Annotated in this window: 13 protein-coding genes; 8 read left to right on the forward strand and 5 right to left on the reverse strand. The window is 55.0% G+C overall.

The window, feature by feature from the left end; genetic code table 11:
- The first annotated feature begins 598 nt into the window (after positions 1-598).
- Both ACCW71_RS09750 and ACCW71_RS09755 read left to right on the forward strand, forming a co-directional pair.
- The gene (locus tag ACCW71_RS09750) at positions 599-1,096 is read left to right on the forward strand and encodes a hypothetical protein (protein ID WP_436370990.1); all 498 of its coding nucleotides are present in this window, start codon (positions 599-601) and stop codon (positions 1,094-1,096) included.
- A 387-nt stretch (positions 1,097-1,483) separates the two neighbouring features.
- A complete protein-coding gene (locus ACCW71_RS09755; protein ID WP_436370991.1) occupies positions 1,484-2,068 on the forward strand; it encodes a helix-turn-helix domain-containing protein in 585 nt (194 codons plus the stop codon).
- Positions 2,069-2,523: 455 nt separating this feature from the next.
- Here ACCW71_RS09755 and azuC read toward each other — a convergent pair whose 3' ends face one another.
- Positions 2,524-2,601, reverse strand: coding sequence for a stress response protein AzuC (gene azuC / locus ACCW71_RS09760; RefSeq protein WP_111534772.1), 78 nt, complete (start codon positions 2,599-2,601; stop codon positions 2,524-2,526).
- Positions 2,602-2,718: 117 nt separating this feature from the next.
- Entirely contained in the window at positions 2,719-3,294 is a 576-nt protein-coding gene (gene mntP / locus ACCW71_RS09765) for a manganese efflux pump MntP (protein ID WP_436370992.1), read from the reverse strand.
- Positions 3,295-3,611: 317 nt separating this feature from the next.
- Here mntP and ACCW71_RS09770 point away from each other — a divergent pair, with 317 nt between their 5' ends.
- The 3 genes from ACCW71_RS09770 (at position 3,612) to ACCW71_RS09780 (ending at position 8,635) form a co-directional block, all read left to right on the forward strand.
- A complete protein-coding gene (locus ACCW71_RS09770; RefSeq protein WP_436370993.1) occupies positions 3,612-3,854 on the forward strand; it encodes a DUF1158 domain-containing protein in 243 nt (80 codons plus the stop codon).
- Between the two features lie 654 nt (positions 3,855-4,508).
- Complete coding sequence (gene mqo, locus ACCW71_RS09775; protein ID WP_436370994.1) at positions 4,509-6,125, forward strand: malate dehydrogenase (quinone); 1,617 nt, start codon at positions 4,509-4,511, stop codon at positions 6,123-6,125.
- Positions 6,126-6,250: 125 nt separating this feature from the next.
- Positions 6,251-8,635 carry a phosphoketolase family protein gene (locus ACCW71_RS09780; RefSeq protein ID WP_436370995.1) on the forward strand — a complete coding sequence of 795 codons (2,385 nt, stop codon included), beginning with the start codon at positions 6,251-6,253 and terminating at the stop codon, positions 8,633-8,635.
- Here the strand turns inward: ACCW71_RS09780 and ACCW71_RS09785 are convergent.
- Positions 8,632-9,216 carry a LysE family translocator gene (locus ACCW71_RS09785; protein WP_436370996.1) on the reverse strand — a complete coding sequence of 195 codons (585 nt, stop codon included), beginning with the start codon at positions 9,214-9,216 and terminating at the stop codon, positions 8,632-8,634. The two genes, ACCW71_RS09780 and ACCW71_RS09785, sit on opposite strands and share 4 nt — an antisense overlap.
- A 134-nt stretch (positions 9,217-9,350) precedes the next feature.
- On the opposite strand from ACCW71_RS09785, the gene ACCW71_RS09790 reads away from it, so the two are divergent.
- Entirely contained in the window at positions 9,351-10,838 is a 1,488-nt protein-coding gene (locus ACCW71_RS09790) for a PLP-dependent aminotransferase family protein (RefSeq protein ID WP_436370997.1), read from the forward strand.
- On the opposite strand, the gene ACCW71_RS09795 is transcribed toward ACCW71_RS09790, so the two are convergent.
- Positions 10,805-11,428, reverse strand: a complete 624-nt coding sequence (locus tag ACCW71_RS09795; protein WP_436370998.1) for a glutathione S-transferase family protein — start codon at positions 11,426-11,428, stop codon at positions 10,805-10,807. The two genes, ACCW71_RS09790 and ACCW71_RS09795, sit on opposite strands and share 34 nt — an antisense overlap.
- A 108-nt stretch (positions 11,429-11,536) precedes the next feature.
- Here ACCW71_RS09795 and ACCW71_RS09800 point away from each other — a divergent pair, with 108 nt between their 5' ends.
- Entirely contained in the window at positions 11,537-12,385 is an 849-nt protein-coding gene (locus tag ACCW71_RS09800) for a PhzF family phenazine biosynthesis protein (protein WP_436370999.1), read from the forward strand.
- 46 nt (positions 12,386-12,431) lie between these two features.
- Here the strand turns inward: ACCW71_RS09800 and ACCW71_RS09805 are convergent, their stop codons facing one another.
- The gene (locus ACCW71_RS09805) at positions 12,432-13,190 is read right to left on the reverse strand and encodes an SDR family NAD(P)-dependent oxidoreductase (protein ID WP_436371000.1); all 759 of its coding nucleotides are present in this window, start codon (positions 13,188-13,190) and stop codon (positions 12,432-12,434) included.
- Between the two features lie 115 nt (positions 13,191-13,305).
- Here ACCW71_RS09805 and ACCW71_RS09810 point away from each other — a divergent pair, with 115 nt between their 5' ends.
- Positions 13,306-14,205 (forward strand): LysR family transcriptional regulator, encoded by a 900-nt coding sequence (locus ACCW71_RS09810; protein WP_436371001.1) that lies wholly within the window; start codon positions 13,306-13,308, stop codon positions 14,203-14,205.
- The last annotated feature ends 17 nt before the right edge of the window (positions 14,206-14,222 follow it).

Consider the following 14,222-nt stretch of genomic DNA (forward strand, 5'->3'; position numbering starts at 1 on the left):
AAAATGAGAGAAGTAAACAGAGATAAATTTAAATACTATTTAAAAATAGTAAAGACAATTTAAAGCCCCTGCTATAAGCAGAGTACTAAATCCCTTCTTATCGCCTCCTTATCAGGATTGTCAAACACAGACAATTACCAGGAGACTTCTGGAGCCAGCCTTATATAATCGACGGCATCAACTATTTATCCGGGAAACGGCAATGTTCTTATTATTAATTATCTCCCTGGTTATATTAATTTTTATAGCCCTGAAAAAACACATCGCATTCAAAAAAAGCAGAATGTTACCATCGAGAAAAAACAACCGATAATCTCACCTCTGTTTCATGTCACCTTTTCATATATCAAAAAAAATATGACACCCTTCATAAAGCAGGTTTACCAAAGTCGAGCAGCATCAGGATTCAGCCAGGGTAATTAAAAATATATTATAGCTACGCGATTAATGGCTGTAAGATTAAAATATAATAGTAAAGATAAATAAATAAAAATTAAGCGCTGTTTTATTTACAGTGCGACGGGATGATTATATCCTGGCGACTTAAAACAAGGAGTGCTTGCTTCAATCACTTCAGAAACATGGCATGGAGTCTCCTATGACCATTAACGCTTACCCTGCTAAAAATATTTTCCTGGAGAAGGGTGTTAAGTCATGCCTGAACACGCTCCCAGTGAAAACCAATAAATTAAACGACTATTTATTCCTGCTGCTTAACAAAAAAACCATTAGTGAGATTATTGCCGGAAGGATTATAGAAAACACCCCTCATTACCGGGTTTTCATACTGACTCAGGAACAGTTTATGCCCTTAGCATTGTACTATTTAAATGCCCACCCAGGAAAAGTATCGATTTTAAGCAGTGAGCATAAAAGCGCAGATAAGTCTGCGTCTGTCTGTTTTACTACGTCAATAAATCATTTAAAAGAGATCTCTCCAATCACGCCAGGGGAGTACCGGGCCCTGGAATTATCACTCAACAACATGAAAATTTACGCACAGTATGAGAGGGCAAGAAGAAAAACCTTCTACTACCAGAGGTTGAGCGCGCTGAAAAAGATAGGATTAAGAAAGATAAACTCTCTTTTTGTTTAAACAGGAGAGGAGTGTATGAAACTGAGTAATGTTATTGCATAAGTCAGGAGCTTCAGCGAATGACTATCTGTGGTCAATTGAACTTTCCACTACCCAATCATTATTATCCCGTATGAAAATGAAACAGCCCTGATCTTCAGATTGATGGATAGAAACCACTAAAAAATCCGCTGGAAAAATGACATCTGAACAAATGAGAGGTTTCAAATAGCAAAATAACCTCTCTCTCACCTTGTCGGATGCCAATAACCTCTGATGATTAAATTTAATAGAAGTTAATAAAAACGAACTCGACCTGATTAATGCACTGTTTTACTTTTTCTTTGCGCCAATCACGGCGCTATAAGGAGAAACATATGAAGAACGTCAATCCATTAAAAAAAGATTGTGCTGGTTAGTGATGACCACTATTTTATCTCTGGATTTATCGAATTAGCAAAACTGCAAGGCATCGAGTGTGAGCATGTGACAACGCGCGATTATCCTGCCATCCTGCATTTCAGAGGAACGGTATTGATTGACCTTGTTTCCTGGTATAAATCCAGCAGCCTGGACTATTCACCTCTGGTCTGGCCGCATGAGAAAAATCCAGGTGCCGGATTGATCACCTCTTGCAAGAGGCAGGAAAAGATCATTGATTTAATCTGCAATGACTGTTTTAAACTAGACAGGAAAAGCACTCCCGGTGAGATTAAAAAGCTCTTTTGCAGTGATGCATTACCTCACTACAACAACGAATATGACAAACTCACCCCTCGCGAAAGTGAAATCCTTACGATGAGGTTATCCGGTATGGGGGCAAAGAAAATCGCCTTACTGCTCCAGATAGAAGTCAAAACGGTTTATGCCCATCTTTACGCTATTCTGGTGAAGTCAGGATGCAGAAGCCTGATTGGTTTTTATGCGCTCGCCCTTCCGCTTACCGAGCTTATTTTCAGGATGGATTCAGCTCAAAATAATAGGCAGAATTAAAAGATAATCACATCACGCAGGTAAATTAAGCCAATTTCCCTTGCCTTGTGTAATATCACTATTATGCGTCCTGTGCAGTGCCGGCAGGGCGCATTTTGTTCAGTTGCTAAGACGGTGCTATTGCGATGCAGGCCCGGATTCCCGCTTCTTAAAGAGACGCTCAGCTTAATGCTGTTTGAGGATTCATCTCAGAGCAGCAATGAACAAGGAGTTAGCGAGTTGCCCGTACCGCCCTGCTTACACCTGCTAAACATCACAACAGGCGTATAACGCACGTATGCAACACAGGCGCGATTTTAACACCGACCCATAACGGCGAAACCTGAATAGCAGTAACAAAAAGGAGGCAGCGGAAGCGCAAAAACGCGGTGTTGAATCAGCGAGAGTAAAAGCAGAAAAGTGATAATCACCGGTCGATCCCTGACCGCGATTATCGAGGGTTTCCTGCGGGGTGCTTAGTACATGGCACCCGGCGGTACGTGTTTGAAGGTCTCGACGTAGGCGCGGAACACGTGTTTGAAAATGCGTTTCATGTGATACCTGTTTCAAATTTAGTTGAAGAAATACCGAAAAAGTATAACTTCTGTGCGTTTTCACAGCAATAAAATTTGAAGCAGATCACATTTTTTTGCTTTTTACAGGCAACTGCCCTAGGCGGTATAGCCGAGATGCTGCAACAGAATGGTGGAACCTACCGCGATTAACACCACGCCGCCCAGGATCTCTGCCCATTTGCCCAGTACCGGGCCGATAAAGCGTCCCACCAGTACGCCGGTGGTCGCCATCACGGTGGTGGCCGCACCGATGGTCAGTGCCGTGGTAATAATATTCACCTGCAAAAAGGCCAGACCGACGCCCACTGCCAGCGCATCAAGGCTGGTTGCTACCGCCGTGGTAGCCAGCACGACGAAGCCGTGGCTTTGCGGTGCTTCACAGGGTTCTGTCGCCGCGGTTTTGCGGAAGCCTTCCATCATCATGCGGCCGCCAAGGAATGCCAGCAGAATAAAGGCGATCCAGTGGTCCCACGCCATAATGTAGCGACTGGCAGCCAGGCCAAGCGCCCAGCCAATCAGCGGCGTCAGCGCTTCGATAGAGCCGAAAATCAGACCGGTGCGTAGCGCTTCTTTAAAGCCAGGACGATGCAGCGTCGCGCCTTTGCCCAGAGCGGCAGCGAACGCATCCATCGACATACCCAGCGCAAGAATTAAAGTGGCAATAAAGGTCATGATTTATTCACCTGGGGCGAAAAAGCGGCAATCCACGCTGTATTCACCACACAAAGTGTTCAGTTATGAAAAAGTGCGCGCAGTCTACCATGCAACCCGCGAGATAAAAAGACAGTAAAATCATGGATTTAAGTATAGCAAAGGCTATAACTCTTATCTTCCGCTATGAATTGCGCTAAGTCGATGGCGACAAAGCCTTTTCTTCCCGCTGGGCAGGCGTGGGAACCGCCAGTTTTAGCGGTTGCGCTGCAATCGTTGATTGAACCCTGTCGCCGATTACCGGAAAATGCCCGGCTGATAAATATGGGATGCCGGTGATGACTAACCCTTTCGAATCGTTAATTGTGCCTGGCGGCATTCTGCTGCTGGCCTTTCTGTCCGCCCTGCTGCTGCCCGCGCCCGCCTTTAGCGTTGCGGTAGCGCAGCAGCTGTTGCAGATGTTCCACTTGCAGGATCTGAATCAGCTCTACACGGTGGTGTTTTGCGTCTGGTTTTTGCTGCTGGGTACGCTGGAGTTTTTTGTGATCCGCTTTGTCTGGCGGCGCTGGTTCAGAACCTGAGGCTGCGCGTTTAATCGCCGATGCCGCCGGGGCTGAAAGTCCCCGGACGAACAGCTTTTGAGCAGTGCGCAGGCCGGATGGAGGCCGCCCGTTCGGTAGTAATAAATCTGAAAAAGGTGGCCAGGCCGGGTCAGTCAGCCATAAGTGAAAGCGATGCGAACAGGCTGTCTCGCGCATTTTACCACTTACAAAAATGTAACATTATTTTTACACAGACCGGCATCTGGCCCGGCTGATTACTCTTTGCACTATTCCTCACCCACAGATAAACCCTTAAAATTCATCCAATTAAATAATTCCTCTGCTTTACCATTCCTCCGTCCGTTGCACCAGCATGGCGCGTTCCTGCAACATTATTTATCGGTTAACTCCCTGACTTCACGGCAAAAAGTTGCTTATACCCGTCCCGCCGCCATGATTAATTCTTATGCTGAATCATTTCTGCATTTAAAAAATAAACAAATGTTTAATTCAGATGCGAGAATGTTATATTCGGATGACAAAGCATAACGTGCAGTTAACCCGTTATTACCGCTTTAACCTATACCTGAGACTTAACCTTTGAGAAATAGCGCGACGCGCTCGTAAGAAGCGTGACTATTTCGCCTGCAAAACTGTTGGGCTTCAGGTCAACAGAAGAGGAGATGTCGCCTCATGTGCAATTCAGCTGTAAACCTTGCGCTCGCGATGAGTGCCATGGCAAAGGACACCACTACTACCGCGCAGGAGCGCAAAGACGTTGACGTGTTGCTGATCGGCGCAGGTGTGATGAGCGCTACTCTCGGTACGTGGTTACAGGAATTAGAGCCGGACTGGTCCATCGAAATGGTGGAGCGGCTGGATAGCGTGGCCAAAGAGTCCTCCAACGGCTGGAACAACGCGGGCACGGGCCATGCGGCGCTGGCCGAGCTGAACTATACCCCTCAGCAGGCCGATGGGCGCATCGACATCTCTAAAGCCGTGACGATTAACGAATCGTTCCAGATTTCCCGCCAGTTCTGGGCTTATCAGGTTCAGAAAGGCAATCTGCGTAATCCCAAAAGTTTTATCCACAGCACGCCGCACATGAGCTTTGTCTGGGGCGACGAGAATGTCACCTTCCTGCGTAAGCGCTTCCAGGCGTTGCAGAAAAGCACCCTGTTCCGGGGCATGGCTTACTCTGAAGATCCGCAGCAGATTGCCCGCTGGATCCCGCTGGTGATGAATGGCCGTGACCGCAACCAGAAAGTGGCCGCCACCTGGACCGAAATGGGCACCGATGTGAACTTCGGTGAAGTGACGCGCCAGCTGATCGCCTCATTAGAGCAGAAAGCGAATTTCCAGCTGCGTCTGCGTCAGGAAGTGCGTGAGCTGAAGCGGCTGAGCGATGGCCGCTGGCAGGTTACCCTGCACTGTCTGGCGAGCGGCAACCGTCGCACGCTGACGGCTGGCAAAATCTTTATCGGCGCGGGCGGCGCGGCGTTACCGCTGCTGCAAAAAGCCGGTATCCCGGAAGCCAACGGCTACGCCGGTTTCCCGGTGGGCGGCTCTTTCCTGGTGACTGAGAATCCGCAGGTGGTGGCGCAGCATATGGCCAAGGTCTATGGCAAAGCGAGCGTGGGCGCACCACCGATGTCAGTGCCGCACGTCGATACCCGCGTGCTGGATGGCAAGCAGGTGCTGCTGTTTGGTCCGTTTGCCACCTTCTCAACCAAGTTCCTGAAGCAGGGTTCGCTGATGGATATGTTCAGCTCGCTGAACAGCAGCAATATGCTGCCGATGGTCAAAGTAGGGCTGAAAAGTTTTGATCTGGTGAAATACCTGATGGATCAGGTGCTGCAAAGCGACCGTGACCGGATGGACGCGCTGCGTGCCTATGTGCCGCAGGCGAAACAAGAAGACTGGCGCTTAGTCACGGCGGGTCAGCGGGTGCAAATCATCAAAAAAGATGAGAAAGAGGGCGCGGTGCTGCGCCTGGGCACTGAAGTGGTCGCTTCTGAAGATGGATCGATTTCCGCGCTGTTGGGCGCTTCACCAGGCGCGTCCACCGCTGCGCCAATCATGCTGGAGCTGCTGCACAAGGTCTGTCCTGAGCAGATGGCCTCACCGGAGTGGCAAAATAAAATCCGGGCGGTTATCCCCTCCTGGGGTCGTAAGCTGAATGGCGACGTGGCGCTGACTGAGAAAGTGTTAGCCGAAACCAGCCGGATCCTGCAACTCGACTACACGCCGGTCACACCGATGGCGGCTAACGATGAAGGTCGCGAAACCGCGTTCGTCGTCGGCAAGTAAAGGGCACGCTATGCTAAACAGGCTCCGCACCGCGGGGCCTTTTTATTGACCTCTTTGATGGTTGACCTGGAGATTTTCAATTAGGGTTAAAGCATCGTTTAGCTGAAATCTTAAGGGGAAAAGGCATGTCTCAGGTTACGGGTTCACCGGAATTTACGCTGATCGACCGCTACTGGCGCGCGGCTAACTATCTCTCTGTCGGGCAGATTTACCTGATGGACAACCCGCTGCTGCGCGAACCGCTTAAGCCGGAGCATATCAAACCGCGCCTGCTCGGCCACTGGGGCACCACGCCGGGCCTCAATTTTATTTATGCCCACCTCAACCGGATTATTCGTCAGCGCGACCTCAACCTGATCTATATCTGCGGACCCGGACATGGCGGCCCTGGCATGGTGGCCAATACCTGGCTGGAGGGCAGCTACAGCGAAATCTATCCGCAGATCAGCCAGGATGCTGCCGGGATGCAGCGGCTGTTTAAGCAGTTCTCCTTTCCGGGTGGCATTCCCAGCCACGCCGCCCCGGAAACTCCCGGCTCGATAAATGAAGGCGGAGAACTGGGCTACTCGCTGTCACATGCGTTCGGCGCAGCCTTTGATAACCCTGACCTGATCGTGCCCTGCGTGATCGGCGACGGCGAAGCGGAGACCGGACCGCTGGCCTCCAGCTGGCACGGCATCAAATTCCTCAATCCTGAACGCGACGGCGCGGTGCTGCCGATTCTGCATCTCAACGGCTATAAAATCGCTAATCCGACCCTGCTGGGGCGCAGCAGCGATGAAGATCTGCATCAGCTGTTCAGCGGCTATGGCTATGAGCCGCTGTTTGTCTGTGGCGACGAGCCGGAGAAGATGCATCCGCTGATGGCGGAGGCGCTGGACACCGCCTTCAGTAAGATCGCGGCGTATCAGCAGGCGGCACGGTCAGGTAAAGCCAGCAGTGGCGTACCGCGCTGGCCAATGATTGTGCTGCGCAGCCCCAAAGGCTGGACCGGCCCTGAGACCGTCGACGGTAAAAAAGTGGAAGGTTTCTGGCGGGCGCATCAGGTGCCGGTTGCCGCCTGTCGCGAAGATGAAGGCCATCGCCAGATCCTTGAAAACTGGATGCGCAGCTATCAGCCTGACGATCTGTTTGATGAGCAGGGGCGGCTTAAACCGGAGCTTCAGGCGCTGGCGCCGCAGGGTGATAAACGGATGGGCGCTTCACCTTATGCCAACGGCGGCCTGCTGCGCCGCGAACTCAACGCGCCCGAGATTAGCGAGTTCGCTTTCGATACCGGAGAGCCAGGTTCGCAGATGGCGCAGGCCACCGAGCATCTGGGTCGCTATCTGAGCGCGCTGTTCCAGCGTAACCGCGATAATTTCCGGCTGTTTGGCCCGGATGAGACCGCCTCTAACCGCCTGACGCCGGTGTTTGATGTCACCAGCCGCAGCTGGATGGAGGAGATAGAGCCTTACGATGAGCAGCTGGCGCGTGACGGCCGGGTGATGGAGATCCTGAGCGAGCATCAGTGTCAGGGCTGGCTGGAGGGCTATCTGTTAACCGGCCGTCATGGGCTGTTTAACTGCTATGAAGCCTTTATTCACATCGTCGACTCAATGTTTAACCAGCACGCCAAATGGCTGAAAGTGACGCGCAAACTGGCGTGGCGTAAACCGATCTCGTCGCTCAACTATCTGCTCTCCTCCCACGTCTGGCGGCAGGACCATAATGGCTACAGCCATCAGGACCCTGGCTTTATCGATCATGTCGCCAATAAGAAATCGGATATTGTGCGCATCTATCTGCCGCCTGACGCCAATACGCTGCTGTGGGTTGGCGATCACTGCCTGCACACCTGGGACCGTATCAACGTGATCGTGGCAGGCAAACAGCCCGCTCCGCAGTGGCTCGATATGGAGAGCGCCATCGCTCACTGTAAAGCGGGCATGGGCGAGTGGCGCTGGGCGGGCACGACCCCGGAAGGTGCCGAGCCGGATGTGGTGATGGCCTGTGCCGGTGATGTGCCGACCATGGAGACGCTGGCGGCGGTGGATCTGCTGCGCGACCTGCTCCCGGCGCTGCGCATCCGGGTGGTGAACGTGGTGGATCTGCTGGCCCTGGAGCCGCAGGATCAGCACCCCCACGGCAAATCGGATGAGGAGTTTGACGCGCTGTTTACCCGCGACAAACCGGTGATCTTCGCCTTCCACGGCTATCCGTCGCTGGTGCATCGCCTGACCTATGCGCGCAACAATCACCCCAACTTCCATGTCCGTGGCTTTATTGAAGAGGGAACCACCACCACGCCATTCGATATGACGGTGCTGAATGAGCTTGACCGTTATCATCTGGCGCAGGAGGCGATTCAGCGCGTGCCGGGGCTGGCAGAGGCGCGACCTGAGCTGCTGGAGGATTTACAGCAGCGTCTGGCGGAACATCATCGCTATGTGCGTGAACATGGCGAGGATTTACCGGAAGTGCAGAACTGGAAATGGCCGTCGGCCACCGCACCCGGTGCACCCGACTAGGCGGTCAGCGCATCGGTCAGCATCCAGGCGGTGGTCGCCACCAGCGACAGCGCCATCAGGCTGTTAAACAGCTGCCGTTTCCAGCCGGTTTGCAGATGGCTGCGCAGGCGATCGCCCAGCGCAGCCCAGATAAGAATGCAGGGCAGGTTGAGCAGCATAAAACCGATCATCACCGTCAAAACGCCGCTGCTGCCGCTGTAGAGCAGCGCCACATTGGTGGCCATCAGCCAGGCTTTGGGGTTGATCGCCTGAAAACAGGCACCACCCAGCACGGTCATCGGCTGCGGGCGGGTGCGCTCTTCCGGTGCGGCGGCGCGAAAAATCTTCCAGGATAACCACAGCAGATACCCACAGCCTGCCAGCGTCAGCGGCAGGCGAATGGCCGCCATCCAGTGCAGTAACAGCTCCAGCGTCAGACCCGCCAGCACCGTTTGTACCGCACAGCCCAGCAGAATGCCGAACACCATGGGCAGAGTACGCCGCATACCAAAATTGACCCCGGAGGTCGCCAGCAACAGATTGTTCGGACCTGGGGTGATCGACATCACCGTGACGTAACTGAAGAAAGAGGGATCGAGCATAGCGGCACTCCTGATAGGGGACAGACAGCTATGCTACGGGCAGAAAAGAGATGGTAACAGTGACACAAAATCACTATTGTTATGGTTACAGTCCCTGTTAATTGCAATTGTACCCATCCGGCCCGGAGGCTACTGTGTCCCTTGCTCCTTCCCCCACTCAGCGGCTCTATCAGCAACTGGCCGACAGTTTCGCCGATGCGATACATCAGGGCACGCTGAAGCCTGGCAAACGGCTGCCGGCGATCCGGCGCGTCGCCCAGTCACATCAGGTCAGCGTGAATACCGTGCTGAATGCCTGGCAGCTGCTGGAAGATCGCGGTCTGATTGAGGCGCGTCCGCAGTCAGGATACTACGTGCGTGGCGTTTTGCCGGCCGTTATCCGCCACGGTCAGCACAAAGCCAGAGTGCGCGACCCCGCCAGTGGCAAACTTGACCTGATTGATAAGGTGTTTGCCGCGCAGAATCATCCCGACTACATCAATATTTCGCTGGCCTGCCCGCAGGACAGCGAACTGTTTCCGGCGGCGCGGGTCGCCCGGATCACCGCCGCGCTGCTGCGCCGTGATCCCAATGTGATTGGGCGCTATGCGCTTCCGCCCGGTAGTGAGCGCTTACGGGAGGAGATTGCGCGGCGGGCACTGCACGCCGGACAGACGCTGACGGCTGATGAGATCACCCTGACGCACGGCTGCATGGAGGCGTTGCAGCTGGCGCTGCGGGCAGTGACGCAGCCCGGTGACTGCGTCGGGCTGGAGTCACCGACCTACTTCTTCCTGTTTCCGCTGCTGGCTTCGCTGGGGCTGAAAGCGCTGGAAATCCCCACCGATCCGCAGCAGGGTCTGTCACTCGACGCGCTGGAGATGCTGCTTCAGGAGCAGCGCATCAAGGCGCTGATCACCATGCCAAGCGCGCAGAACCCGCTGGGCTACTGCATGTCGCTGGAGAATAAGAAGCGGCTGGCCAAGTTAGTAAATGCTTACCAGGTTCCGCTGATCGAAGATGGACTCTATGACGAGTTGCAGTTCGACTGGCCGCTCTCGCCTGCCGTGAAAGCCTTTGATCGCGACGGGTGGGTGATCTACTGCACCAGCTTCACCAAAACCGTGGCCCCCGATTTTCGCATTGGCTGGACCGCCGCCGGCCGTTTTCATGATGCGATCGCCCGCCTGAAGGCGGTGTCGTCGATGGCGGAATCGGTGCTGCTGTCCGAAACCCTGGCTGAGTTTCTCGCCACTGGCGGTTACGATCACCATCTGCGCACCCTGCGCCGCCGCTATGCGGCCAATCTGGATGAGGCGCGCGGACTGATTGCGCGTTACTTCCCGCAGGGCACCCGGGCGACGCTGCCGCGTGGTGGCTTCGTCTTCTGGGTGGAGTTACCGGGCGGGGTAAATACCACCGAGATGTTTGACCGACTGTTGCAGGAGCAGATTTGCGTGACGCCCGGCGCGCTTTACTCGCTGAGCGAGCGCTACAATCATGCTTTGCGTCTCTCCTGCTGTTATCCGTTTGACGCGCGCTACAGCTGGGCGATTAAACGGGCGGGCGAGATCGCCTGTGAACTGTCGGGGCTGCCGCGCGGCGAAGATCAGGGCGTGCCGTTGCGGCCCCAGACCGTGTAGCCGTGGCGCTCGGTGAGTCGCTCGTAGTAGGTGCGCACCGCCGGGTAGTCGGGATGATCGAGCGGCGTTTCAAACCAGCGGTTCACCGCCAGACCAATCGGGATGTCCGCCAGGGTGAAGTTACGACCGGCCACGTAACGCCCGGTTTTTTCCAGCTGCTGATTGAGGATAGCCATGGTATGCGACCAGCCTTTGCAGGCGGCGGCCAGCAGACGCGGATCCTGATGAGCTGGCGAGTTGCGCACCAGCGACATAAACGCATAGCGCCACGAGGTGTTGAGTTCGGTGGATTGCCAGTCCATCCACTGATCGACCGGCGCCCGCGCCAGGGGATCAGTGGCATAGAGCCACTCGCCGCCATAGGCGTTCGCCAGGTAGCGCAGGATGGCGTTGGATTCCCACATGACAAAGTCATCATCTTTCAGCACCGGCACCATCGCATTCGGGTTGAGCGCCATGAATTCGGGCAGATGGGTGGAGCGGAAACCATCGCCCCACTCTTCCCGCTGGTAGTCGAGGTCAAGCTCATCACACAGCCATAATACTTTGCGCACGTTGATTGAGGAGGCGCGTCCCAGGATTGTTAACATTCACACTCTCCGGTGAAATATTTAACTTATTCATAACCCTGTTACCTGTTATAAGCAATCTTCCGGCAGAGAAAAGGCTACACCCAGCCCAATAAACAAGGAGTCAGAATGCAGGTCGCGTTTAAGCAAGTCGATGTGTTTACCTCATCCGCTTTTAATGGCAATCCGCTGGCGGTGATTATGGATGCGCAGGGGTTAAGCGACAGTCAGCTGGCGGCAATTGCCCGCTGGACCAATCTGTCGGAAACCACCTTTGTGCTGCCGCCAGAGCACGCTGACGCCGATTATCGGGTGCGCATTTTTACCGTGGAAGGTGAGCTGCCGTTCGCCGGTCATCCGACGCTCGGCACCGCGCATGCGCTGCTGGAAGCGGGCTGGCCGACCCGCACGCCAGGCGAAATCGTTCAGCAGTGTGGCGTCGGTAATGTGACGGTGAAGATTGGCGCGGCGGGCGAGCTGGCCTTTGCCGCGCCCGCGGCCACGCTGGCTCCCTGGCAGGATGCCCTGCTGAGTAACGCCCTGAACAGTGACGCTTTCGACCTGACTCAAAGCCCGACCGTGGTCGATATGGGGATTCGCTGGCTGCTGGTGCCGATGGTCAGCGCCGGAGCGGTGCTGGCAGTGCAACCCAGCGTCAGTGATTTAGCACGGCTGATTAATCATGCGGGCGTGACCGGCGTAATGCTGTTTGGCCGTTTACCCCAGGGCGAGAGCGAGCAGTATGAAGTGCGCGGCCTGCTGGTGGAACACGGCAGTCTGACGGAAGATCCGGTCACCGGCAGCGCCAACGCCTGCCTGGCGCGTTACTTTGCCACGGCAGGAGAGACCACCGACTACCGGGTGCGTCAGGGCACCGCGCTGCAACGTGCTGGCCGGGTGACGGTGACGTTTGCGGGTGACACCATCTGGATTGGCGGCCATACCGTCACGGTGATTGACGGCACCATTTCGCTGTAAAACGCGGCGGCGTCGGTGACGGTTAAAGCCGTGACGCCGCCAGCGGTCAAATCCCCTGTCCGCCCGAGGCTTCAATGCGCTGGGCGGTGATCCAGCCGGTTTCATCGCTGAGAATGGCGCTGATGGCGTCACCAATATCGTCCGGCAGCCCTACCCGGCCCAGCGCGGTCAGACCGGCGATCTGCTGGTTAATCTCCGGGGTATCCCGCACCCGGCCGCCGCCGAAGTCGGTCTCTATCGCCCCTGGCGCCAGAATGTTAACCCGGATGCGGCGCGCGCCCAGCTCTTTCGCCTGGTAGCGCGTCAGCACCTCCATCGCCCCTTTCATCGAGGCGTAGGTGGCGGAGCCGGGGTAGACCAGCCGGGTCAGGCCGCTGGAGATATTCAGGATGCGACCACCGTCATGGATCAGCGGTAACAGTTTCTGCGTCAGGAAGTAGGGCCCTTTGAAATGTACGTTCACCAGGGCGTCGAACTCCGCTTCGCTGGTCTCGGTAAACGGCCTGTAATGCCCATGCCCGGCATTGTTCACTAAATAGTCAAAGCGCTCGCACTGCCACCGCTGTTGCAGCGTGGTTCTGACCTGCGCCACAAACGCATCGAACTGACCGGTGTCGCCAACATCCAGCGCCAGCGCCACGGCGCGCCTGCCCAGCGCTTCAATCTCTTTAACCACCGCCTGCGCTTCGTCAGCGTGACTGCGGTAGGTCAGGATAATATCTGTGCCTCTGGCGGCCAGTTTTAACGCGCCATTGCGGCCTAAACCGCGGTTTGCACCGGTAATTAACGCAACTTTCTGATTCATCTCTCACACCTGTTGAAAAATTGAACACGAAGTAAGGATATTCGTGAAGGGTTGATCTATAAACAGTGTTAAAAGCGCATCACTGTTTCAATAACAACAACAATCGGTGAACAACATGGACAAAATTCACGCAATGCAGGTGTTTGTGCGGGTGGCCGAAATGGGCAGTTTTACCCGCGCGGCGGAGAGTTTAGGGGTGCCGAAAGGCAGCGTATCGCGGCTGATACAGGCGCTGGAGAACCAGATGGCGACCCGACTGCTGCATCGCACCACGCGCCAGGTGCAGCTGACCCAGGATGGGCTGGTCTATTACGATCGCTGTCTCGATTTGTTATCGATGATTGATGATATGGATAGTCTGTTTCAGCACGATCCCGCCACACTTAGCGGTAAACTGCGGGTCGATATGTCGGTGGCGATGGCGACCGGTTTTGTGCTGCCGCGTTTACCGGAATTTTTGCAGCACTATCCCGGCGTGGAGATTGAGCTGAGCAGCAGCGACCGTCAGGTGGATGTGATCCGCGAAGGGTTTGACTGCGTGATTCGGGTAGGCGAGCTGAAAGATTCAGGTCTGATTGCGCGAAAAATTGGCACCCACACCTTGATTAACTGCGCCAGCCCTGGCTACCTTTCGCGCTTTGGTATGCCGGTGCGGCTGGAGGAGCTGTCGCAGCATGCGATGGTGCACTACAGCCAGCAGCCGGGTCAGGCGTCGCTGGGTTTTGAATATTTTGATGGCCGCCAGTGTCACTATGTGCAGACCGGTGGCGTGGTGACGGTGAACAGCACGGAAACCTATCGCGCCGCCTGTCTGGCGGGGTTAGGCATTATTCAGGTGCCGGCCAGCGGTATTCAGACCTTGCTGGAAAAGGGCGATCTGGTTGAGGTGCTGCATCGCTTTCCCGCCAGGCCGATGCCGATCCATCTGCTTTATCCCCATCGGCGCAATGTGGCCCGCCGCGTGCGGGTATTTATGGAGTGGCTGAGTCAGGTGTTACAGGAGTACGTCACCTGAGCGGCTATACTTTGATT

The sequence above is a fragment of the Pantoea sp. C2G6 genome (assembly GCF_051336815.1).
In the GTDB taxonomy this organism is placed as follows: domain Bacteria; phylum Pseudomonadota; class Gammaproteobacteria; order Enterobacterales; family Enterobacteriaceae; genus Pantoea.

Coding starts and splice junctions, on each gene's coding strand:
- ACCW71_RS09750 (WP_436370990.1), top strand. CDS start 599: ATGACCATTAACGCTTACCCTGCTAAAAATATTTTCCTGGAGAAGGGT.
- azuC (WP_111534772.1), bottom strand. CDS start 2,601: ATGAAACGCATTTTCAAACACGTGTTCCGCGCCTACGTCGAGACCTTC.
- mntP (WP_436370992.1), bottom strand. CDS start 3,294: ATGACCTTTATTGCCACTTTAATTCTTGCGCTGGGTATGTCGATGGAT.
- ACCW71_RS09770 (WP_436370993.1), top strand. CDS start 3,612: ATGACTAACCCTTTCGAATCGTTAATTGTGCCTGGCGGCATTCTGCTG.
- mqo (WP_436370994.1), top strand. CDS start 4,509: ATGTGCAATTCAGCTGTAAACCTTGCGCTCGCGATGAGTGCCATGGCA.
- ACCW71_RS09780 (WP_436370995.1), top strand. CDS start 6,251: ATGTCTCAGGTTACGGGTTCACCGGAATTTACGCTGATCGACCGCTAC.
- ACCW71_RS09785 (WP_436370996.1), bottom strand. CDS start 9,216: ATGCTCGATCCCTCTTTCTTCAGTTACGTCACGGTGATGTCGATCACC.
- ACCW71_RS09795 (WP_436370998.1), bottom strand. CDS start 11,428: ATGTTAACAATCCTGGGACGCGCCTCCTCAATCAACGTGCGCAAAGTA.
- ACCW71_RS09800 (WP_436370999.1), top strand. CDS start 11,537: ATGCAGGTCGCGTTTAAGCAAGTCGATGTGTTTACCTCATCCGCTTTT.
- ACCW71_RS09805 (WP_436371000.1), bottom strand. CDS start 13,190: ATGAATCAGAAAGTTGCGTTAATTACCGGTGCAAACCGCGGTTTAGGC.
- ACCW71_RS09810 (WP_436371001.1), top strand. CDS start 13,306: ATGGACAAAATTCACGCAATGCAGGTGTTTGTGCGGGTGGCCGAAATG.